Origin of the sequence: Finegoldia sp., from assembly GCF_046991905.1 — a bacterium.
Classification (GTDB): Bacteria; Bacillota; Clostridia; order Tissierellales; family Peptoniphilaceae; genus Finegoldia.
Genome location: NZ_JBKWZF010000005.1, coordinates 1 through 19838, shown reverse-complemented (window position 1 = coordinate 19838; position 19838 = coordinate 1). Strand labels below are relative to the sequence as shown.

Annotated in this window: 29 protein-coding genes; 1 reads left to right on the top strand and 28 read right to left on the bottom strand. The window is 31.3% G+C overall.

Translation table 11 applies throughout. The annotated features are described in order from the left end of the window. Positions 1-141: 141 nt before the first annotated feature. From ACLUJM_RS03590 to ACLUJM_RS03485, 22 genes are all read right to left on the bottom strand, one after another. Positions 142-666: a hypothetical protein gene (locus ACLUJM_RS03590; protein WP_412412183.1), complete on the bottom strand. Its 525-nt coding sequence runs from the start codon at positions 664-666 to the stop codon at positions 142-144. A 127-nt stretch (positions 667-793) separates the two neighbouring features. Next, complete coding sequence (locus ACLUJM_RS03585) at positions 794-1465, bottom strand: hypothetical protein (protein WP_412412182.1); 672 nt, start codon at positions 1463-1465, stop codon at positions 794-796. A 138-nt stretch (positions 1466-1603) separates the two neighbouring features. Next, positions 1604-2071 carry a single-stranded DNA-binding protein gene (locus ACLUJM_RS03580; RefSeq protein WP_412412181.1) on the bottom strand — a complete coding sequence of 156 codons (468 nt, stop codon included), beginning with the start codon at positions 2069-2071 and terminating at the stop codon, positions 1604-1606. 112 nt (positions 2072-2183) lie between these two features. Beyond that, on the bottom strand, positions 2184-2906 hold the full coding sequence (locus ACLUJM_RS03575; protein WP_412412180.1) for a hypothetical protein: 723 nt from the start codon (positions 2904-2906) through the stop codon (positions 2184-2186). A 102-nt stretch (positions 2907-3008) separates the two neighbouring features. After that, positions 3009-3206 (bottom strand): hypothetical protein, encoded by a 198-nt coding sequence (locus ACLUJM_RS03570; RefSeq protein WP_412412179.1) that lies wholly within the window; start codon positions 3204-3206, stop codon positions 3009-3011. Between the two features lie 170 nt (positions 3207-3376). Then, positions 3377-4513 (bottom strand): RNA-guided endonuclease InsQ/TnpB family protein, encoded by a 1137-nt coding sequence (locus tag ACLUJM_RS03565; protein ID WP_412412178.1) that lies wholly within the window; start codon positions 4511-4513, stop codon positions 3377-3379. Beyond that, complete coding sequence (gene tnpA, locus ACLUJM_RS03560; protein ID WP_412412177.1) at positions 4452-4910, bottom strand: IS200/IS605 family transposase; 459 nt, start codon at positions 4908-4910, stop codon at positions 4452-4454. The genes ACLUJM_RS03565 and tnpA overlap by 62 nt, the downstream gene beginning before the upstream one ends. A gap of 101 nt (positions 4911-5011) precedes the next feature. Then, positions 5012-5158 carry a hypothetical protein gene (locus ACLUJM_RS03555; RefSeq protein ID WP_412412176.1) on the bottom strand — a complete coding sequence of 49 codons (147 nt, stop codon included), beginning with the start codon at positions 5156-5158 and terminating at the stop codon, positions 5012-5014. A 255-nt stretch (positions 5159-5413) separates the two neighbouring features. Next, positions 5414-5734 carry a type II toxin-antitoxin system PemK/MazF family toxin gene (locus ACLUJM_RS03550; RefSeq protein WP_392436266.1) on the bottom strand — a complete coding sequence of 107 codons (321 nt, stop codon included), beginning with the start codon at positions 5732-5734 and terminating at the stop codon, positions 5414-5416. Further along, a complete protein-coding gene (locus ACLUJM_RS03545) occupies positions 5728-5970 on the bottom strand; it encodes a cell division protein FtsW (protein ID WP_412412174.1) in 243 nt (80 codons plus the stop codon). The genes ACLUJM_RS03550 and ACLUJM_RS03545 overlap by 7 nt, the downstream gene beginning before the upstream one ends. Positions 5971-6275: 305 nt before the next feature. Continuing rightward, positions 6276-7052, bottom strand: coding sequence for an AAA family ATPase (locus tag ACLUJM_RS03540; RefSeq protein ID WP_412412173.1), 777 nt, complete (start codon positions 7050-7052; stop codon positions 6276-6278). 136 nt (positions 7053-7188) lie between these two features. Beyond that, positions 7189-8112 (bottom strand): hypothetical protein, encoded by a 924-nt coding sequence (locus tag ACLUJM_RS03535; RefSeq protein ID WP_412412172.1) that lies wholly within the window; start codon positions 8110-8112, stop codon positions 7189-7191. 92 nt (positions 8113-8204) lie between these two features. After that, positions 8205-8357 (bottom strand): DpnD/PcfM family protein, encoded by a 153-nt coding sequence (locus ACLUJM_RS03530; protein ID WP_412412262.1) that lies wholly within the window; start codon positions 8355-8357, stop codon positions 8205-8207. Between the two features lie 14 nt (positions 8358-8371). After that, positions 8372-8926 carry a hypothetical protein gene (locus ACLUJM_RS03525; protein ID WP_412412171.1) on the bottom strand — a complete coding sequence of 185 codons (555 nt, stop codon included), beginning with the start codon at positions 8924-8926 and terminating at the stop codon, positions 8372-8374. 120 nt (positions 8927-9046) lie between these two features. Next, positions 9047-9271, bottom strand: coding sequence for a hypothetical protein (locus tag ACLUJM_RS03520; protein WP_316518158.1), 225 nt, complete (start codon positions 9269-9271; stop codon positions 9047-9049). A gap of 10 nt (positions 9272-9281) precedes the next feature. Further along, positions 9282-9476, bottom strand: coding sequence for a hypothetical protein (locus tag ACLUJM_RS03515; RefSeq protein WP_412412170.1), 195 nt, complete (start codon positions 9474-9476; stop codon positions 9282-9284). Positions 9477-9603: 127 nt separating this feature from the next. Continuing rightward, positions 9604-9777 carry a hypothetical protein gene (locus ACLUJM_RS03510; RefSeq protein ID WP_412412169.1) on the bottom strand — a complete coding sequence of 58 codons (174 nt, stop codon included), beginning with the start codon at positions 9775-9777 and terminating at the stop codon, positions 9604-9606. A 1244-nt stretch (positions 9778-11021) separates the two neighbouring features. Further along, entirely contained in the window at positions 11022-11213 is a 192-nt protein-coding gene (locus ACLUJM_RS03505; RefSeq protein ID WP_012289868.1) for a hypothetical protein, read from the bottom strand. Positions 11214-11216: 3 nt separating this feature from the next. Then, complete coding sequence (gene cas6e, locus ACLUJM_RS03500; RefSeq protein ID WP_412412168.1) at positions 11217-11852, bottom strand: type I-E CRISPR-associated protein Cas6/Cse3/CasE; 636 nt, start codon at positions 11850-11852, stop codon at positions 11217-11219. Next, positions 11853-12539 (bottom strand): type I-E CRISPR-associated protein Cas5/CasD, encoded by a 687-nt coding sequence (cas5e, locus tag ACLUJM_RS03495; RefSeq protein ID WP_412412167.1) that lies wholly within the window; start codon positions 12537-12539, stop codon positions 11853-11855. A gap of 2 nt (positions 12540-12541) precedes the next feature. Continuing rightward, complete coding sequence (gene cas7e / locus ACLUJM_RS03490) at positions 12542-13636, bottom strand: type I-E CRISPR-associated protein Cas7/Cse4/CasC (protein WP_412412166.1); 1095 nt, start codon at positions 13634-13636, stop codon at positions 12542-12544. After that, positions 13626-15185, bottom strand: coding sequence for a type I-E CRISPR-associated protein Cse1/CasA (locus tag ACLUJM_RS03485; protein ID WP_412412165.1), 1560 nt, complete (start codon positions 15183-15185; stop codon positions 13626-13628). Before ACLUJM_RS03485 ends, cas7e begins: the two co-directional genes overlap by 11 nt. A 48-nt stretch (positions 15186-15233) precedes the next feature. On the opposite strand from ACLUJM_RS03485, the gene ACLUJM_RS03480 reads away from it, so the two are divergent. After that, positions 15234-15959 (top strand): class B sortase, encoded by a 726-nt coding sequence (locus ACLUJM_RS03480; protein WP_412412164.1) that lies wholly within the window; start codon positions 15234-15236, stop codon positions 15957-15959. Between the two features lie 376 nt (positions 15960-16335). Here the strand turns inward: ACLUJM_RS03480 and ACLUJM_RS03475 are convergent, their stop codons facing one another. The 6 genes from ACLUJM_RS03475 to ACLUJM_RS03450 form a co-directional block, all read right to left on the bottom strand. Beyond that, complete coding sequence (locus tag ACLUJM_RS03475; RefSeq protein WP_412412163.1) at positions 16336-17031, bottom strand: DUF2815 domain-containing protein; 696 nt, start codon at positions 17029-17031, stop codon at positions 16336-16338. 175 nt (positions 17032-17206) lie between these two features. Next, positions 17207-17551 (bottom strand): hypothetical protein, encoded by a 345-nt coding sequence (locus tag ACLUJM_RS03470; RefSeq protein WP_412412161.1) that lies wholly within the window; start codon positions 17549-17551, stop codon positions 17207-17209. A 116-nt stretch (positions 17552-17667) separates the two neighbouring features. Then, positions 17668-17907 carry a hypothetical protein gene (locus ACLUJM_RS03465; protein WP_412412160.1) on the bottom strand — a complete coding sequence of 80 codons (240 nt, stop codon included), beginning with the start codon at positions 17905-17907 and terminating at the stop codon, positions 17668-17670. Between the two features lie 111 nt (positions 17908-18018). Continuing rightward, on the bottom strand, positions 18019-18450 hold the full coding sequence (locus ACLUJM_RS03460) for a single-stranded DNA-binding protein (RefSeq protein WP_412412261.1): 432 nt from the start codon (positions 18448-18450) through the stop codon (positions 18019-18021). Between the two features lie 156 nt (positions 18451-18606). Next, a complete protein-coding gene (locus ACLUJM_RS03455; RefSeq protein WP_412412159.1) occupies positions 18607-19155 on the bottom strand; it encodes a hypothetical protein in 549 nt (182 codons plus the stop codon). A 243-nt stretch (positions 19156-19398) separates the two neighbouring features. Then, on the bottom strand, positions 19399-19838 hold a 440-nt coding region (locus tag ACLUJM_RS03450), incomplete at its 5' end, for an IS200/IS605 family accessory protein TnpB-related protein (protein ID WP_412412158.1).

The following is a 19838-nucleotide window of genomic DNA, read 5'->3' as shown; positions in this document are numbered from 1 at the left end:
CATAGAAAGTTAATTTTTCTGATCCCTGTACCAAAATAAAGAAGAGAGGGGAAATCCCCCTCTCGTTATAAACTTGTTTGAGTAACGCTTGTATTTCGTCACACAATTTATCTTTTAGTGGATTTTTGATTGGTATTAATTTCATTCTAATTTGTTCCATCTGTCATCATCAAACTCTGGTTTAGCATAAACACTGACATCAAGTCCTTTTTCTAAACCATATCTAATTTCTTGCATTTGCTTCCAATCAAACTCAGGCTTAGCATACACGCTAACATCAAGTCCCTCTTCTAGCCCAAATCTAATTTGCCACATTTGGAAACTATCAAACTCAGGCTTAGCATACACGCTAACATCAAGCCCTTCTTCTAGCCCAAATCTGATTTGTTGCATTTGCCAGTCGCTGAATTTTGACTTTGCATATATACTAACATCAAACCCTTTTTCTAATCCTAACCTTATTTGTGCCATTTGCTTCCAATCAAATTCTGACTTTGCGTACACACTAACATCGACACCATTTTCAATCCCTAATCTGATTTGCCACATTTGCCTTTCATTAAATTCAGGTTTTGCATACACGCTAACATCAAGCCCTTCTTCTAATCCATTTTCGATTTCTATCAATTGATACTCATCAAATACTGATAAATCTAATTCCGTCATAATTTTCTCTCCTTTGTTTGTTATGTATGTAATATATCGGTATAAAGGATAATCAAAACATGTTAATTTTTCTGAACCCTGTACCTAAATAAAGAAGAGAGGGGAAAATCCCCCTCTCGTTATAAACCTATTTGAGTAATGCTTGTATCTCATCACACAATTTATTTTTTAGTGTTTTTCTGATTGGTATTAATTTCATTCTAATTTGTTCCATTTGATCTTCATCAAACTCTGGTTTTGCATACACACCAACATCAAGACCATCTTCTAACCCTTTTCTAATTTGGTGCATTTGTATCCAATCAAACTCTGGCTTTGCATACATATTAACATCAATACTTTCTTCTAAACCAAATCTGATTTGTTCCATTTGCCAGCCATCAAATTCAGATTTAGCATATATACTAACATCAAGCCCTTGTTCTAATCCCAACCTAATCTGTTCCGATTGTCTAACATCAAACACTGATTCAGCATATACGCTCACATCAACACCACTTTCAAGACCTAGTCTAATCTGTTCCATTTGGGATTTGTCAAAATCAGGCTTAGCATACACACTAACATCAAGACCTTTCTCTAGCCCTAACCTTATTTGTTCCATTTGGAAACCATCAAACCCATGCTTAGCATACCAACTAACATCAAGACCTTCTTCTAGTCCTAACCTAATTTCATCCATTTGCCAATCGTCAAAATCTGGCTTAGCATACCAGCTCACATCAATTCCTTTTTCTAATCCATTTTTGATTTCTATCAATTGATACCCATCAAATACTGATAAATCTAATTCTGTCATAATATACTCTCCTTTATTTGTTGTTTTGCTATGTATATAATATATCGGCGTAAAGGATATTTAAGACATGTTAATTTTTCTGATCCTTGTACCAAAATAAAGAAGAGAGGGGAAAATCCCCCTCTCGTTATAAACTTGTTAGAATGGCAATTCTTCACCAAATGCCATATCATCCATACCTAAATCATCATCAAACGGTTGATTGTTTTGTTGATTGTTTGCTGATTGTTGATTAGCTGGTTGATAACCTTGATTATTGTTGTGTTGGTTATTGCTATCAATAAAATCAAATTGTTCAACAACAACATCAGTTGTATAAACCGTATGTCCTTCTTTGTTTTGATAAGAACCTGTTTGAAATCTTCCAGATAATGATACCCTCATACCCTTTGATACATATTGGGCGATAGTTTCAGCTTGTTTGCCAAAAGCAATACAGCTAATGAAATCAGCTGTTGGTTGGTTATTAGCCTCAGCTTGTTGTCTTTTATCCTTAGTTAATCTTCTGTTAACGGCAACGGTAAATCTACCAATTGCTACTTGTGATTGAGTGTATCTCAATTCTACATCCCTTGTTAATCTTCCCATTAAAGTTACATTATTCATAATTTACTCTCCTTTATTTTTGTTATGTATGTAATATAGCGACAAATAACACCACCACAAATTATTAACCACGCTATCGTATGTACCTAAAAACAAAAAAAGAAGGGATGAATTATACCTCCCCTTTTTTAGCTTTTAATAAACTATCTATTTCATCAAGCAATTTTATTTTTTCAGATTCTGTATCAGAAACATAAACGCTGGAAGCAGGAAGTTTTTGCTCCAAACCTAACCTAATTTGTTCCATTTTACCCATATCAAATTCGGGATTTGTATAAGCACTAACATCAAGTCCTTTTTCAAGTCCTATTCTAATCTGTTCCATTTGTTTTGTATTAAACTCTGGATTAGCATAAACACTAACATCAAGTCTTTTTTCTAATCCTCGCCTAATTTCTATCATTTGCCACCAATTAAACTTTGGTTTAGCATATACACTAACATCAAGTCCTTGTTCCAAACCCGTTCTAATTTCTTCCATTTGTGCTGAACCAAAATCTAGTTTTGCATATAAACCAACATCAATACCATTTTCAAGACCTAGTCTAATTTCTTCCATTTGCCAATTATCAAACTTAGGTTTAGCAAATACGCTAATATTAACGCCATTTTCAAGTCCACATCTGATTTGTTTCATTTGTTGATCATTAAACATCGATTTAGCATATACACTTACATCAAGTCTTTCTTCAAGCCCTAGCCTAATCTCTTGCATTTGATAATAATCAAATTCTGGCTTAGCGTATGCACTAACATCAACGTCATTTTCAAGACCTAACTTAATTTCTCTTAATTGTTCTATTGTGAAGCCATATAAATCTAATTTTTCTTTCATTGTTTTTCTCTCCTTTATTTTTGTTATGTATGTAATATAGCGACAAATAACACCACCACAGATTATTAATCACGCTACCGTATGTACCCAAAAGCCTACACATTAACTGTAGGCTGGGTAGTTTATCTTCACAAAGAGGTCAATCAAATCCGGGAGATTCTTTTCAACCTTATCAACAATATTATCAATCTCATAATTTTCGACAAATATTTCTTTTTCTTTTAATTTGTCAATCACAAGATTTCTCAATTTTTGTTGATTTGCTCCGTTGTTAATCTTTTTTAACACTTCGTCTGGCAAAGCATCGAGTGAACTACCCACCACTTAAAGCTTAACAGCTTTTGAAGTGGGGGCTTCTTGCTTCATCCTCTACTGCGATGAATCTGATTGATAAAACAAAACAGACAAATCGTCTTACACAAAGTCCGCAAGCGTAACTTCGGCTAGTTCCTAGCCTACGATATATTATTTTAGGCTACCATTTCTTTTAGTAGTCTTAGACCTTCTCTTTTTATGTTTATTGCGGCGTTCAAATCTCTATCAATAGTATTTCCACACTCACAAATATAAGTTCTTTCGTTTAATGCTAGTTTCTTTTTAGAACCACAAACACTACATATCTGACTTGATGGATACCACTTATCGACTTTGATAAAGTATTTACCTCTATCATTTAGCTTGTATGCTAAGAAATTTAAGAACATACCATATCCGTTATCCATAGTGGCTTTTCCGTTTCTAAATCCTTTATTAGACATATTTCTCATGTTAAGATTTTCTACACACACAACATCATAACGATTGGCTATCTCATTTGACTTTTTGTGTAAATTATCTAGTCTTTGGTTTGCGATATGTCTATGAATTTTATTGACCTTTTTAAGTTGTTTTAAGTAGTTATTTGATTTCTTTTCGTTCTTTTTAGAGCCTATTTTACGAGACAAACGTCTTTGTTCTTTCGCAAGTTTCTTGTGGCTTTCACGATAGAACTTATGATTAGTTCCTACATTACCAAAGCTATCCATATACAAACCATCTGACTTATAATCTAGTCCTATACAATTACCAAAATTAGTAGTCTTATCTATATTTTCTTCATACTCGAATATAACCGATACAAAATAAAGACCATCTGTAGTTTGAAAAATTGTTGCTGACTTTAGTTTCCAATCATGTTTTGGTTGTCTATGAATTTTAGCTTTAATGAATCCTGCTTTTGGTAATTTTATTGCATTATCCGTAATAGCTATAGTTCCATTTTGATTGTTAGTAGTATATGATTTCCTTGATTTCTTTAATGACTTATACTTAGGATAACCACTCTTTTTATTGAAAAAGCTTTTATATGCAAGTTCTAAATCAAGATATACATTGGCAAGAGCTAATGAATCAACCTCTTTAAGATAAGGATATTCAGATTTATATGAAGCAGGGGTATTTTTAACAGATTTACCCGTTTCTTTATATGATTGTTCTCTGTCACAAAGCATCAAGTTCCAGATTTTTCTACAACATCCAAAGCACTTAGAAAAGTATATTTTCTGTTCAGTCGTTGGATATAATCTGTATTTTATAGCTTTGTTTTTTACTCCTTTTTTCTTTCTCATCTTTTTCTCCTTGCTCTTGAATGTATCTTTTTATTATATCAACCGTTACCCCACCAGTTGACAATAGACAAAAGCTTTGAGACCAAAACATTTCGTCATAAAGACTTTTTCTTATCCTAGGATATTGTTTCTTAACAAGTCTACTACTTGCTGATTTATATGCGTTGATAAACTTAGATAGCTCACTTTTAGGTTCAGCCTTGAAAAGAATATGAACATGATCTTTGTCGTGGTTGAACTCTTCTAATTTAATACTGTATCTGTCTTGAATTTTAACAAATACATTCTTAAGAAATTCGTTTATTTCATCATCTATGACATTATTTCGATACTTAACACACATTATCAAATGATAATGCAGTAAAAAGACCGAATGGTTATTTGTGTCTAATACCATTGTATATCTCCGTTATATATTCATTAATACTGACTATATTATACTATAAATATGGCATAAAATCAATGGTTACGCATTGTATACCGAAATTCATCCCCCACCTATAGAGGATGGGGGATTTCTTTCTCAATGCGTGTTAAATCATTTCCAATATATGAAAATTCCATTAATTTTGCACCACAATTGTAACTCCAAGAACCCAAATACTCTTTTTTGTCTAAATTAATAATCTTATAATATTGACCCATAATATACTCTCCTTTATCTTTGTTATGTATGTAATATAGCGAGAATAAGAGGGGTACCAATTATTAGTTACACTACAAGATGTACCTAGAATAGAGAGCTAAAAATCTATGAAAAAAGAAAAAAAGAAGTTAGTTTTTTCTAACTTCTTTTAATCAGATTCATCGCAGTAGAGAATGAAGCAAGAAGCCCCTACTTCAAAAGCGTTAAGCTTTAAGTGGGGGTAGTTCACGACACCTTACAAAACCCATAGTATATTATAATTCTGACTTAACAATGTTTAACACATTTTCTAGAATATCTTGTGGAACTTTTTCAACTAGCTTATAACCTCTGCTTGCTAGATCTAAAGATTTAATATGTTCGCACAATATTACACCCGTTGTTTGAGTTCTCTTATCTAACTCTATATGCAAAGGAAATCTATTGTTTGTATTTGTTATAGGACAAGCAATTACAAGATTTGTTTTCACGTTAAAAAAGTCATTGCTTATTACTAATGCTGGTCTATATCCTGCTTGTTCGTGTCCTTTAGTTGGATTTAAGTTTACTTTTATTATATCACCTTGACTTACCATACTTCTTTTCCTACACTTTCTCCCCAATCAATGTCTTCTTTTACATATTCTCCTTTAAAATCTTTAAATAGATCTTCTATACTAATTTCATCACAATATGAATTTTCAATTATTAACTTGTTATCCTCAATTCTTAAATTTAAAGAATCATCATCTTTCCAATTTAAAACATCTAAAATTGACCTTGAAATTCGCAACCCTTGAGAATTTCCCCACTTAGATAACTTAACTTGCATAATAACCTCCAAATATTAATCTTTTACGTATATACATAGTATATACCATTTAATAAATATATTCAAGAGTAGATTTATCGGACAAAGCAAGATATTAGCAAACAAAAAAGAAGCTAGCATAAACTAACCTCTTTCCAAACGCGTATTAAAACCTAAACACTAACGAATTAACGAATCCAAAAAATCTTCTACATCTCATAAAACACCTCAACTAAATATTATATAAATATTATACAAGAGATAAACATAAAAGACCACGATAACAACAAAACCCCAGATAAAAGTCCTGGGGTAGTTGACCTTTCTTATGATTTAGATAAAATTTCGAAAATATTTCTATTCCCCAAAATGTCGTCTAATACATAGCGAAAACCTTCGTTATCATGTTGCAAAATTCTTGCGAAATTGCCTTTAGAAACATATCTTACTTTTTCCTCGTTGTTTTCCGTATAATACACTCTTATTTTGCGATCAGAGTTTACGGATAAATGATCTTTTTCGATCATAAAATCAATTATAACGCCAATATTCTCAAACCAAGTCAAAGTGTTATCTACCTCTTTCGTAAAATTTTCGAAATTATTCTCGAAATTATTATCCAAAAATGTGAGAAATCTTATATTATGATTTTCCAAATCTGTACTTTGGGTTATTGCTATAAAGTCTTTGAATTGCTCTTTTTCTGCAATGTTTCTTTTACAAAATTGTTCAATTGTTCCACCACGTTTGATGAACCTTTCTTTTCTTGTTTCTTCATCAGCAGTTAAATAAACTATATCGAAATCAGTATTTGGAAAACTTTCTTCAAGCTTTAAAAAACCTTTATAATCGATTATATAATAGTCTTTTCCATCTAGATCTTCTTCAAGGACATAATAGACATTATCGCCTATTTCTGTATACGCTATAGATTGATTCTTCTCTCTTTCGGCTTGCTCTTTAGAAACGAATATATACTTATTATCTTCTTTATTTCTTTTCTTTCGTGTAGTTCTCGATATAACAGGCTTATATCCAAGCTTATCTAACTCTTTCGCAAAGGCATCTTTCCCAGAACAAGTCTTCCCTAATATTAATAGCATAGTTTTACTCCTTTATCTTCGTTATGTATGTATAGTATATCGTGAATATAGGCAGCAGGAATTAATAGTATAGCTATGGATGTACCAAAATAAAGAAGAGAGGGGATTTCTCCCCCTCTTTGTTATAAATCTATCATCACCACAACTTGTGAGGCAGCTCATTTTTTAAATCCTTAATGATTTTTTCTAACTCATCAAAATTATCATAACTATCGAACAAATATTGCTCATAATAAGTTTTCGCTTCCTCTAATGCGTTAATAATTATATCTAATTGAGAACTATCATATCTCAATTTATAGACTTTCTTTCCTTCTTCTAGCTTTTCTCTAATTTCACGCATTTCGTCATGATGTAGGTAAATATCGGTATAAATGCTAACATCAACACCATTTTCAAGTCCTTCTCTAATTTCGTCTATTTCATTTTCTGTAAAGCCAGCCTCAACGTATTTCGAAACGTCTATACTATAATTCTCTAATGCTTCTCTAATTATAGCCATCCTGCTCCAGTGATATTTTGGATTAGCATATAATCTAACATCAACATCATTTTTAAGACCTTTGTGGATTTCTAAAAGTTGTTCATAGTCAAAAACGCTTAAATCTAAGTCTTTGATATCATGAGATAAATACATATCAAGAGTATAAACCTCTTCTAAGCTAGGACAATCTTCACATTCATAATTATCATCAAGATAAAGCAAAACATTGTTTATTTGTACTATACTTCCGCTATCATACAATTTTAAAATACATTCTTCAACCTCTTTTTTTAATTCAAGATTAGAAATCTTTTTTATATTAAAACGCATATCATACAGCATATCTTGAACTAATCTTTCATCAAAATCTAACTCTTCATCGGTTTTCTCATATAGTATATCCCATATTGAGTACGATAATAAATAGCTATCAAAATATTTAAGTGCATTTTCAATCTTTTCTAAATCATACCTAATTTCTTCGTTAACAAAAGCATAGCTTTCAATGTGTTGTTTCCCATCTAAAAACATTGAATTATATTTAATTTCCACTCTTTCTAACTCTAAATTTTCCATAATTTTCTCTCCTTTAAATATATATAATATCAAATATGTACTAAAAGCTTGGAGAAGATTAACAAATTCTCCAAGCTTTATAAAAATCTTTTTTAATCTTCTTGCAAATTAAACTCAACCAAATTGTCAAAATTCTCTGCACCTAACACTATATCTTCGTTGAAATACATTTCTTCTACTTTTCTTATCGCTTCTTCTTCAGTTTTTGCTTCAATTTCTACAACTTCTCTTAATGTTTCTACAATTTCTACGTTATATTTTATAATTTTCTCTCCTTTATTTGTTCACACAAAAAATTGTTATAATTTTCTATAATCTTATCAACATAATAGTTATAGTTTTCTAGCAAAAAAGATAAAACATCTTCGTTATTCACCATATCTTTATCGGATAATAAAAAGCCTGTATATTCCTGCCAATAGTTCTCCATAAAATTGATAAAAGCATCTTCTTCGTCTTCACTTTCGTCTATATATTCTATAAATTCATCTTTATAATTTTGTAGAAACTCTTTTCTATATTCTTTAATATCGTTGGAATTTAACAATTCTTCTAAATCGCTCCAAGGATAATTATTTATGACACTACTAATCCCATCCGTTTTCCATTCCAACAACGTTATCTTTTGATTGTAGTATCTTCCGACATTTCCCTTGTAGTCTACAGTTGGCATTGAAGAAATATCCTCACTTTCGATATCCAAGTATACTGTATAATCGATGTCTTCCGATTCAAGCTCAAGTACCAATTTTTTAAAACCCTCATCAAAAGGCATCTTATTAACCGTATAATCACAAATGCTTTCTTTAATCATAATTATCTCTCCTTTATCTTTGTGTTATATGTAATATAGCGACAAATCACAAGTAGATTAATTATTAATCACACTCATAACTGTACCATAAAGCTTAGAAAAGGCTAATTTAAGCCCTTTCTAAAATCTTATCAAAGTTGGTTTAATTCCACATTCTATAAGCATTTTATTATATTTAGGCAACTTTTTGTTGTATTCCTCAACGTTTCTAGGAAATAATTGTGTAGTTTCTAATAAAAAGTTTCCAAAATTTTCTCCAATGTAGCTTATTCCTCCATTCGCATTTTCATCATCTTGCAATACTTGGTGGAAGATTTGATTAAGCTTTTGTATATCGTTTTTCATAAGTTTTCTCCTAGTCAGTTATCGTTATTATTGGTTCTATGTCTGAATTAATGATTATCTCGTTGATATCACGCTTGATATAGTCCAAACACCATTTTGTTAGTTTTTCATCATCATATTCACTCATATCTAAGTCATAAGAATATTCCAAATAATCCTTGTCCAAAATCAACTCTGTGATAAGTTTAATTGACACCTCTTTCATAGTCTACTCTCCTTTATCTTTGTTATGTATGTAATATAGCGTAATTATTTAATGTTCAAATTAGTTATTCTATCTAGCTCTTGTACCAACAAAAAAAGAGAAGAAACAAATCTTCTCTTACTTTCACTTATTCTATTGGATCTAATTCATATTCTTTGATTTCTTTCTCTGTTAGTTTTATCGAATATTCGATAATGTCATAGTACTTATCGCTTGTTTTATCCGACAATCCCAACAATCCGTCTTTCGGTTGACAGCCCAGCGAAAACTCACGCTCTTTCATTCCATACAAATAGTTCATAACCTACTCTCCTTTATCTCTTTGTTATATGTAATATAGCGACAAATCACAAGTAGACTAATTATATGTAGTACTATATCATGTACCTACACTCGCTATTGCGAGAAAAAATAAAAGATAAAAATATTCTTGGACTACACTCGCTATTTGCGAGAAAATACTCTTAAATATAAAGAAATACACTCGCCATTGCGAGAAACTTATCTTGATAATCCTCATACATAGAAAGACCCCTGCTATTGAAAGACCCCTGCTATTGCTGGGAAAATTGTGCTGTTTTAGGGCCGCCAGTATCTTCCCTGGGAACACCCCCGCAAGTGCGGGTAAAACATGTACGACTGGAAATTTACAATTCGGTCGATAGAAACACCCCCGCAAGTGCGGGTAAAACTCAACACCGTTGTAGTTATTTACATTATTAACAGGAACACCCCTGCACTTGCGGGTAAAACTGACTTGCTCCATTGGATAAGTACATCTGCCTAGGAACACCCCCGCATGTGCGGGTAAAACTGTTTTTGTACTCAGTAGAATAAAAATCTTCTAGGAACACCCCCGCAAGTGCAGGTAAAACCAATTTTTATCAGACCAAGAACAACAGTAGTCAGGAACACCCCCGCATTTGCGGGTAAAACTTAGTTTTCCATGAAGTATCTACATAGTACCCAGAAACACCCCCGCATGTGCGGGTAAAACTACTTGCCATCTTCATCATCTCCCTCGATCTTGGAAACACCCCCGCATGTGCGGGTAAAACATATTTTCATGTGCGGGTAAAACATGTACGACTGGAAATTTACAATTCGGTCGATAGAAACACCCCCGCATGTGCGGGTAAAAATGAATATCTTTTCATAGATTTATCGTGGGAACACCCCCGCAAGTGCGGGTAAAACAAAAGCAGACTTCGAGTATGCTTTAACCTGCTAGGAACACCCCCGCAAGTGCGGGTAAAACTTAATATTAAACAATTCTTGAGTCTTTTTGTTAGGAACACCCCCGCACTTGCGGGTAAAACCAAATTCATTACTTGTAGTCCTCCACAATCTTAGGAACACTCCCGCATGTGCGGGTAAAATACTTACAAAAGCTCAAAATTCTGGGAAATAAAAATTTTATAATAATGTGCCAAATTTTCTATAACATTGATTTTACTATTAGTTCAGGCTTCTTTTTTCACACGTCTTTGCATGAAAAGTTATCCTATTTTCGACTAGAAAAAAACACCTGCTATTGCAAGAAAGCTAGTTTAGATCGCCTCTTTTTCTTTTATATCCAAAGCACTTATACGCACCCTCTTTGGACTTATATCCATATCCTTGAGCATCGTCTAAAATCTCGCCTGTTTCTATATCCACTATAACATATCTGTCATGACCATGTTTGCTTTTTTTAGTCAATTCAGAATCAACTATTGCCTTGTAATTATTAATCATATATTATCCCCTTTCAGCTATTGGCACAATTGTCATAAGCCCATATCCATAAGCTTTTCTTTTGCCAAAACCATTAATTAAAATTTCTTTAAATTTCTCTACATCTTTAACAGCTAAAACACCCTCAACTACAGCTTTGTTGATAGGAGCTTTTTGATTATCTTTAACTAACTTATCATAACCTGATTGAATTAGTGTACACTCCAAAACTTCAAAACCGTTTTTATCGCTTCTGTCAATAAGATATTTTATCTTATCCTCATCACTTCTACAGATGAAATTATCGCCTCTTTGTGAATTTCTAACATATACAGAACTAACGGGATTATATTTTATTTTAAATCGATATAGTTTATTCTCACTAATATCGTCTAAAAATTGATCGTAGTTGGTTATTTTAGCAGTTCCTTTAATACCGTTTCTTTCAAACATTTCGATATCCGGTTTTTGTTCTGATAGCATTATTAAATAATTTTTGTTATTAAAACTATCCAATCTCCACAACTTTCTAGTTCTTATGTTTTCTTTAAATTCGTTTGGGAAGGATTCTTCAACCCATTTATGAAAATATTGTAAATTAGTATACACATAATTTCTATAATTTTGATTATCTTTGAGCATTACTCTTGAAAGATACATTTACTCACCCACCTTTGTTACATATTTATATTCGAATCTACTTGAAAAATCACGTTTTGTATTCTCAAAAGACTCTGTTAAATCACGTCTTATTAGCTTTTCTTTACTACTAGTATCTATATAATCACTGAATATTGATAACTCTACACTATCTTTTTTAATGCTTTCCTTATACCATTTAGAAGCTAACCATTCATAATCTTTGATTATATCAAGCTCATTTCCGTCAAATTTTCCTATTAAGTAATCAGCATTTATCGGGTTTGATTTTCTGCCTAGAAATAGTTGGTATGCAGGGCTTTTTAAAGCGTTGTATACATCTTCCATTAACTTTTCATCATCACTCGATAAGGCTATAAGAAACTTAGCATCCTGGATATAATACTTTTGTATTAAATTGCTCTTAACAAAGTAATTAGGGTCATTAGGCATATATTTAGGGTTGTATTCCATAGCTATTTGAAAATCACGAATCAAACTTCCTCTTTGATCTATTCTAACGGAGAAATTTAAAGAGTTGAACTTCTTGATGCTTTCTGTATCGGTTTTTTTAAATCCAAAAGCCGCTGCTACCAGCCCAATAACAGCACTTTTTGTTGGATAATATTCAGTATTTCTTATCTCATAATTTGCTAAGCCTCCCCATGATTGAAGAGGACTAGCAAACTTTAACAAAATAACACTCACAATTAATCACCTAAATTATCTTTTAAAAAATTAGCTACATTTTCAGCTAAATTGTTTAAATTATCGGCTTCATCGCCAAACTCATTTAAACAATCAATATCATCAAAAGAAATAAAAGAGCTTAATAAAGGTTTGTCGTAAAATTTATTAAACTTTTTATGTTCATCGCAAAGTTTTACTATAGATTTATTAGTATATCCTGAATTAGACACTACGGGTTCTTCAAAAGCAGAAACTAAGTTCATTGGCCTATCTGAACGAATATCGATTGATAAAAAGCTAGGCAAAGTTTGATTTGCATAAGAACTTATCTTTCCTGATGGCATTGATAAGCAGAAAGCTTTAATAAAAAGCTTAATAGAATTAATTAATGTTTCTTTGTCGTGTATTTTTTCAAACAAGTCGTGAATTGCAATATTTGAATATCTGTATAATGTTGAGGCATTAAAATTAGAATTACCAATCATTGCAGCTCCTTGATCCTTAGTATACTCATCAACTGCCGTAAAGTAGTCTACTTCAGAATTAACCTCATGAGTGGATATAGCATGTGCTACTTGACAGCTTGCCTCTACATTTAAGTTTTTAGATGAAGCAACCATTCTACCGAATAACGCTATATCTATAGACATATTGTTTTTAATACTGTCTATAATATCGGGTTTTGCAACATCACCTTTTACTGCTGCTTGTGCTAATTCTAACGCTTGTTTATCCGAGATAAAAAACAAAGATTCTAAGACTAAAGCCTTTTCTCCTTCATCATCAACATCTTTAAGTTTCGTTGAAATTCCAGCTGATTTTAACACCTTTCCAGCCTTTTTAATAGCCTCTTCTCTAGGGATTGAGCTATCAATTTCTAGCATTTTATCAGCTATATAATCAGGTAATTTTAATGTTCTAACTCCTAAGTTCTGAATTTCGCTATTTTCATAAAAATATTCTCTAATAGCTCTTTTCCATGATTGAGAACTAACTCTTGATCTATTCACTCCACCGTATAATGCTGATTTTGGGTTTCCAAATTCATCTCTATTCACATTTGATGGTGGTAGTACTTGTATTGCGTGTATGTCTAAATATAATCTATTCTTCATTTTCTTCTTCCTCTTTTCTTTCAAAATCAATATATTTTACTAAGTTTGCATAAATTTCTATGCAATCTTTTCTAGTTGAAAATTCTTTTATTTGATGTAATGCAAACATTTTAAATTCTTTTCTAAAATCTCCTAAGTCAATATCAGCTGAGAGTTCTCTATCTACATAGAAATATAGAGGCTCTAATTTTTTCTCAATGTAACCTTTAGAAGACTTATCGTCATATCTATTTAATTGTGTAATTTTATATAAGAAATTACTGTAATTTTGAACAACAGTATAACAATATTCTAAAGTTTTATATAAATCAGAATCCTTGTTAAAAAGTTCCAATACATTTATGTTAAAACTACTGAAAATTTCCTCTTTTGGAACATATGATAATGCGTTTCCATCATCTATCAATGTTACCATGTCTATTTTAATATCTTTGAAATCAATATTTTCAGAATACTTTAATAAGTTTTCAAGAATAACGGGTGTTTCGTACAACCCCTTACGGATCAAGAATAAAATCTGCCACAAACTGTAGTTACTTCTAACCTTTATCGTGTTATAAATATCTTCTTTTTCCTTATATCTCAAAATAGCCATACTTTCTAATTTAATAGGCTCTATTAAAGATAATTTACACACATCTAAGCTATTGTTTGATATTCTAATAGCTCTTGAATAAGTATTATACAATTCTGCTAAATTATCTGGAACATAACCTTTAATATTCTTAGTAATAATCCTATTTGACGATTCTTCCCAACAAGGTTTTTGAGAATTTCCTACAAACTCTTTAACCGGGTGTACTAAAACAAGATTTAGCATTAGTGTTTCAAACACGTTACTACCCCTTAAACTCATTGTAGTAATCTTATACAACCAACCATATGACTTTTTGTCAACACCGTCAAAAACAGCCTTATCTGACGTATTAGAATAGTTTTGATATGTTATGATCCATCTAGCAAGTTCTGAATCTGACATTTTATTCTTTGCCTTTTCATCGTTAACGTTGAACATTCTTAAAGAATTCGATTCATAAAACTTACCGTTTATCTTTTTAAAAGGGATATTAGATGGTTTTGCGTTTTGCTTACCCCTCGATATAACATTAAAATCTTCCCATATATTACTACTTACTTGATAAAACGGATACTCGTCATCATATAAATAAAATCTATCGTGATATTTATTTAAATAAGTTTCTATAATCTTTGGGAAAGATTTCTTTTCCCATAAATTAATCCATGCTTTATTCAAATCATTAATATAATCTTCAATAACATTTGGATCTATTTCAGTTTTCTGCTTAAACATATCATTTAACCCAAAATACCCATACTCTTCTCCGTTCTCATCAAATCTTGAGAATACCGTTTGAAGAATAGATAACAAAAATCTCGTTATTGAAATGGTCTGAACTTCAGTATCACCTGCTATACTAATGTACTTAGAGGCATTTTTAAATAGCTCCAGAATTGAAACATTTAAGTTGTTACAATCAGTGTCAATTACAGGAATCCATTTCTCATCTAATAAATTAAATTCACTCAACAATTACTCCTTTCAAAATTTCGGGTATAACATAATTAGGAGGAACTAATGAAAAAAATATTATTATTCATATCCATAATTACATTTCTAATCCCAATATCAATAATCACAAACTCTGAACTTCAAAGCTATCGTAAAGAAAACAATACAAAAGCTGTATCAGAATCTATGAATAAAACACTTAATTCAAACGAGAAATCATCACAAGATAAAATATTCGAATTAAGAAAAAAACTAAATAACGGAAATGTCATCGGAAGAATCGAAAATAAGGCTTTAAATATAGACGAAATCATCGTAAAATCCAAAGATGACACTTACTGGCTTAACCACGATATTAATAACAAAAAGAACAAATATGGAACCATATTTCTAGACCGTTACAATCGCAGTGATTTTAGTGACTGGAACAACAATCTGTTCGGTCATAAAATGCTAGATGATAAGATGTTTTCAAATCTTACTAAGTTGCAAAACCAAAAATACACGACCAACTTACAATCTAGTAATAACGATATATTTACAATAACATCGATACAAGGTATTGAACGTTATAAAATAATTTCTATTAAGCGTATTAAAAAGCTTGATAGAAGCTTTTATAAAACGCAAGAAGATCGTGACTGGTTAATTAATTTGATAAATACATCAGACATAGTAGTCAATAAACCAAAAGAGGCTATCGAAAAATACGTCATTTTATCAACATGCGTTAATCCTAGTGCCGATGATAATTTAAGGCAAATTGTTCTTTTGCAAAAAATATCCAGATAAAAGAATGTGGTATTCTGACTACTCCCCACGACTAAAGTCGGGGGGTTCTCTTTTGGAAAATCCGAAGATTGATTCATCTATTGATGACTTTTTCTTCTTTAACAGAGAACTCAACAAATCTATATCGTATGATATGCACTTCACTAGCCCAGCCTTAAAAAGACCTGCTATGTGCTTATGATTTTGTCTTATTTAAGTCAGTGCAGTCAATCCGACTGGTTAATTAGTTTATGCGATTAACCAACGCATTTCTTTTGTGTAATACATTCGCTGGTTCTTCCGAACCTCCCATGACTAAAGTCACGAGTATTCTTAGCTATTTTAATAAAAGAATGTGGTATCTTTATTAATTATTATACCACATTCTTATTATCACTTAAATATAAATTGATTTTTGTGTAATACATTCGCTGGTTCTAATAAAACCTTGAATATAACGACTTATTCCAACCTTACCTTTATGTGAGTATGGATAAAACTTAATTACTATCTCACCCGTATCTCCAGAAGAAATTCTTTCGTTTGGATCTAGTAGCTTACCATCTCTATCTCTTAGTACAACTGAAAGCTTACCCGTTTCGTCATTACCTACTTTAACATTTCTTATCATTAGTTTATTTTGTGCTAAAGATTGACAAAACTCTTTGTTATCATCTTTTTGATTAGCAACAAAAGAATTAACGTCTATAAATAAGGATTCATTGGTCTTTTTCTTTATCATATCCATTGTTGTATTCTTTGGATATATCCCTTTTTTAATACCGTAGTCAAAAGCATTTAGATATGCTTTATTTATTTCGTTAACAATATCTTTATCATTAGGAATTAACACTAATGTTGATAAGCCTTCATCTACATCAGGATTATAATTTGATATATTCAAGTTTGGATATAACAAAACTACATCTTTAATTCTAACAGCTGATGATATTGCTATTGCCTTTCTATCTTTCATTAGGTGTAATGTTTTACAAGTATCTTCACTTTCTTGGTTAAACATTCCTTCAATCTTTTTAACTCTGTTATTCAAAGTTGCTAAAAACATTCTTAAATCTTGGCTTACTTCTGTCATAATTATCTCTCCTTTTTTAACTTTTATTTTTCTATGTATGTAATATAGCGACAAATCACAAGTAGACTAATTATTAATCACACTATAAGTTGTACCTACACATTATAAACGGCAAATGAAATTTAATGTGCCAGAAAAAGGCTAAGCTTTTAGTTTAGCACAGCCCACCCTCTTTTTACATAGCAAATTCCGTTTCTGCTATACATTCGCACATAATTTGAAACACATCATCTCCACACATTTTTACAGCCATTTCAAAAGAACCATAATATGGTTCAGCATATTCATCTAATTGCTCTGTTGTATAATTGTCTAAATCTATAGTCATTTCTGATTGCATAAATGTGTTATCCTCAAACTTATAATCGATTACTGAATATACACGATTGTTAATCTTTTTTACTAATTGATAAAAAGTTTTATCGGGCCCAACATCTTCGTATTCATCTGTAAGAATATATCCATCATCTAAATAGTTCAGCAAATCTTCTTTTTCCATAACATCATAACTAATATTCATAATCATCTCTCCTTTTTTAGTTCTTATTTTTTGTTATATGTAATATATCGACAAATCACAAGTAGACTAATTATTAATCACACTATAAGCTGTACCTATATATTCCTGAACATCAGTCACCCCCTTACCTGCGAACGAACCCTAGCTCTCTTTGTATATATCGCACCCAGAGATCTGTTTAATCTTTTCGCTAAATCTCTATCTAGTCCATCGAAATCCATTAACAAATGAATTTCTTCGTCACTCCAAGTTCTCGGAGGTTTTCCGGCACCATACTTTTCTCGATGCCTTTGCTGTTGTCTACGCTTCGCTGCTCTATACTTGTCAAGATTTTTATACTTGTCTTTGCATTTCACATAATCACCTCAATCATTACTACATATTGACAAATCACAAGTGAAATAAACACAAATCACATTATAATAAAAAGAAAGGAAGTGGCATTACACCACTTCTCGATTTTCCCTCTAGAAAGGCATTTCACTATCATTATTGACAACGGCATTACCCATTCCAAAATCGTCTACGTTATTTTGTTGTTTATTACCTTCGTTATGTTGGTTATTGCTATCAATAAACTCAAACTGTTCAACAATAACTTCAGTTGTATAAACCTTTTGACCTTCTTTATTGTCGTATGAACCCGTTTGGATTCTTCCGTTAACCAAAACCCTCATACCTTTAGATACATATTGTGCCAATACCTCTGCTTGTTTTCCGAAAATAACACAACTAATAAAATCAGCCGTAGGTTGGTTATTAGCCTTAGCCTCTTGTCTTTTTTCCTTAGTTAATCTTCTGTTAACGGCAACCGTAAATCTACCAATAGCCATTTGTGAATTGTTATATCTCAATTCTACATCTTTTGTTAATCTTCCTAATAAAAGTACATTATTCATCATTTACTCTCCTTTATCTTTTGTTATATGTAATATATCGACAAGTGATAACACCACAAATAATTAATCTCCATATCACTTGTAATTTAATATCTGAATGATTCGATGCTTGTTTGTTATATGCGATATATACACAAATAACAACACCACAAATAACTAATCACATATTACATTCTTGTTGCTATACTTTTCAACAACATCATAAATATCATCTATCGTGAAACAGTCATAACTATCCATCTCGATATCATCTAAGTTTTCATCAATTATATCACTTGCAACTTGTTCATCATTATCACGATAAATTAATGACAATACACATTCTCTGAAAAAAGCATAATCCACAAGTGTACAAAGGTCGGAAACTATATTAGTATAATCCGAAAACATAGCAACGCCATCTCCAGCATAATCATAAACATAACCCACAAAATCCTCTGAACATAACTCTTCTCTAAGATTTGGAAAATATTTTACAAAATATTCCAAATTGTTTTTATAAAAATATTCAATAATTGCATCGTAAATATCATTATCCATGATGTATGTGTTGATTATACATTGATATTCATCGTTACTGAAAGATTCCCCTGAATATTGTTTCGAAATCTCTATATAATCTTTTTTAGAAAAGGGGATAGGACAAGGAAAATCTCCTTTCATATCTTTTAAAACATTTTTTGTATTTTTTACGTTAACCTTCATAATATACTCTCCTTTTTATTCATTGTTTTCTTATGTATGCAATATATCGACAAGTGACAACACCACAAACTATTGATACACCTATGACATGTACCCACATAAAAACCCCTGCTATGAGGCAGGGGAGTAGGGGCTATATTTCATCAGATAGTGAACTACTCGGCAATTGAATTACCGAGCATCCGATATACGATGAAAAAACATCGCAGATTCGGGGTGTGTCCATAACACCTATACTGTTTTTTACACAGCTACTTTTAACAGATAAGGGCTTTTTATCTCATAAGGATTAAGATTAATAGCCTTGTTTTCTTCTTGCAAATATAATCTTAATATATTGTATGCTCCGACTATATCAGCGTTCCACATATTGTCTTTATCTCTGTATAATCCTCTTTTAATTCTGTTTGATTTTTTAGCATACTCTTTATTAACAAATGGAGCTATTGGGCTTGTTTGACTAGAATACGATTCTTTTTGCTTAACAAGTCTTATCCCTTCCAATCTTAGCTTGTATTCAAGCATTTGATATATTTTATTGTATGGCAAGAAATGTAATTTTTGATTATTAATATGCCCAATATTATTATTTTTTCTTATTCCTTTAATATCTCCAATTATTACCGTATTGATATTGTTATCTACACAGTAATTTACAATAGCTCTTGTTGTTTTATGAAGGT

What these genes read in the sequence shown, in the direction of transcription:
- ACLUJM_RS03590 (WP_412412183.1), bottom strand. Translation starts at nt 666, where the DNA reads ATGACGGAATTAGATTTATCAGTATTTGATGAGTATCAATTGATAGAA.
- ACLUJM_RS03585 (WP_412412182.1), bottom strand. Translation starts at nt 1,465, where the DNA reads ATGACAGAATTAGATTTATCAGTATTTGATGGGTATCAATTGATAGAA.
- ACLUJM_RS03580 (WP_412412181.1), bottom strand. Translation starts at nt 2,071, where the DNA reads ATGAATAATGTAACTTTAATGGGAAGATTAACAAGGGATGTAGAATTG.
- ACLUJM_RS03575 (WP_412412180.1), bottom strand. Translation starts at nt 2,906, where the DNA reads ATGAAAGAAAAATTAGATTTATATGGCTTCACAATAGAACAATTAAGA.
- ACLUJM_RS03565 (WP_412412178.1), bottom strand. Translation starts at nt 4,513, where the DNA reads ATGAGAAAGAAAAAAGGAGTAAAAAACAAAGCTATAAAATACAGATTA.
- tnpA (WP_412412177.1), bottom strand. Translation starts at nt 4,910, where the DNA reads ATGGTATTAGACACAAATAACCATTCGGTCTTTTTACTGCATTATCAT.
- ACLUJM_RS03555 (WP_412412176.1), bottom strand. Translation starts at nt 5,158, where the DNA reads ATGGGTCAATATTATAAGATTATTAATTTAGACAAAAAAGAGTATTTG.
- ACLUJM_RS03550 (WP_392436266.1), bottom strand. Translation starts at nt 5,734, where the DNA reads ATGGTAAGTCAAGGTGATATAATAAAAGTAAACTTAAATCCAACTAAA.
- ACLUJM_RS03545 (WP_412412174.1), bottom strand. Translation starts at nt 5,970, where the DNA reads ATGCAAGTTAAGTTATCTAAGTGGGGAAATTCTCAAGGGTTGCGAATT.
- ACLUJM_RS03540 (WP_412412173.1), bottom strand. Translation starts at nt 7,052, where the DNA reads ATGCTATTAATATTAGGGAAGACTTGTTCTGGGAAAGATGCCTTTGCG.
- ACLUJM_RS03535 (WP_412412172.1), bottom strand. Translation starts at nt 8,112, where the DNA reads ATGGAAAATTTAGAGTTAGAAAGAGTGGAAATTAAATATAATTCAATG.
- ACLUJM_RS03525 (WP_412412171.1), bottom strand. Translation starts at nt 8,926, where the DNA reads ATGATTAAAGAAAGCATTTGTGATTATACGGTTAATAAGATGCCTTTT.
- ACLUJM_RS03520 (WP_316518158.1), bottom strand. Translation starts at nt 9,271, where the DNA reads ATGAAAAACGATATACAAAAGCTTAATCAAATCTTCCACCAAGTATTG.
- ACLUJM_RS03515 (WP_412412170.1), bottom strand. Translation starts at nt 9,476, where the DNA reads ATGAAAGAGGTGTCAATTAAACTTATCACAGAGTTGATTTTGGACAAG.
- ACLUJM_RS03510 (WP_412412169.1), bottom strand. Translation starts at nt 9,777, where the DNA reads ATGAACTATTTGTATGGAATGAAAGAGCGTGAGTTTTCGCTGGGCTGT.
- ACLUJM_RS03505 (WP_012289868.1), bottom strand. Translation starts at nt 11,213, where the DNA reads ATGATTAATAATTACAAGGCAATAGTTGATTCTGAATTGACTAAAAAA.
- cas6e (WP_412412168.1), bottom strand. Translation starts at nt 11,852, where the DNA reads ATGTATCTTTCAAGAGTAATGCTCAAAGATAATCAAAATTATAGAAAT.
- cas7e (WP_412412166.1), bottom strand. Translation starts at nt 13,636, where the DNA reads ATGAAGAATAGATTATATTTAGACATACACGCAATACAAGTACTACCA.
- ACLUJM_RS03480 (WP_412412164.1), top strand. Translation starts at nt 15,234, where the DNA reads ATGAAAAAAATATTATTATTCATATCCATAATTACATTTCTAATCCCA.
- ACLUJM_RS03475 (WP_412412163.1), bottom strand. Translation starts at nt 17,031, where the DNA reads ATGACAGAAGTAAGCCAAGATTTAAGAATGTTTTTAGCAACTTTGAAT.
- ACLUJM_RS03470 (WP_412412161.1), bottom strand. Translation starts at nt 17,551, where the DNA reads ATGAATATTAGTTATGATGTTATGGAAAAAGAAGATTTGCTGAACTAT.
- ACLUJM_RS03460 (WP_412412261.1), bottom strand. Translation starts at nt 18,450, where the DNA reads ATGAATAATGTACTTTTATTAGGAAGATTAACAAAAGATGTAGAATTG.
- ACLUJM_RS03455 (WP_412412159.1), bottom strand. Translation starts at nt 19,155, where the DNA reads ATGAAGGTTAACGTAAAAAATACAAAAAATGTTTTAAAAGATATGAAA.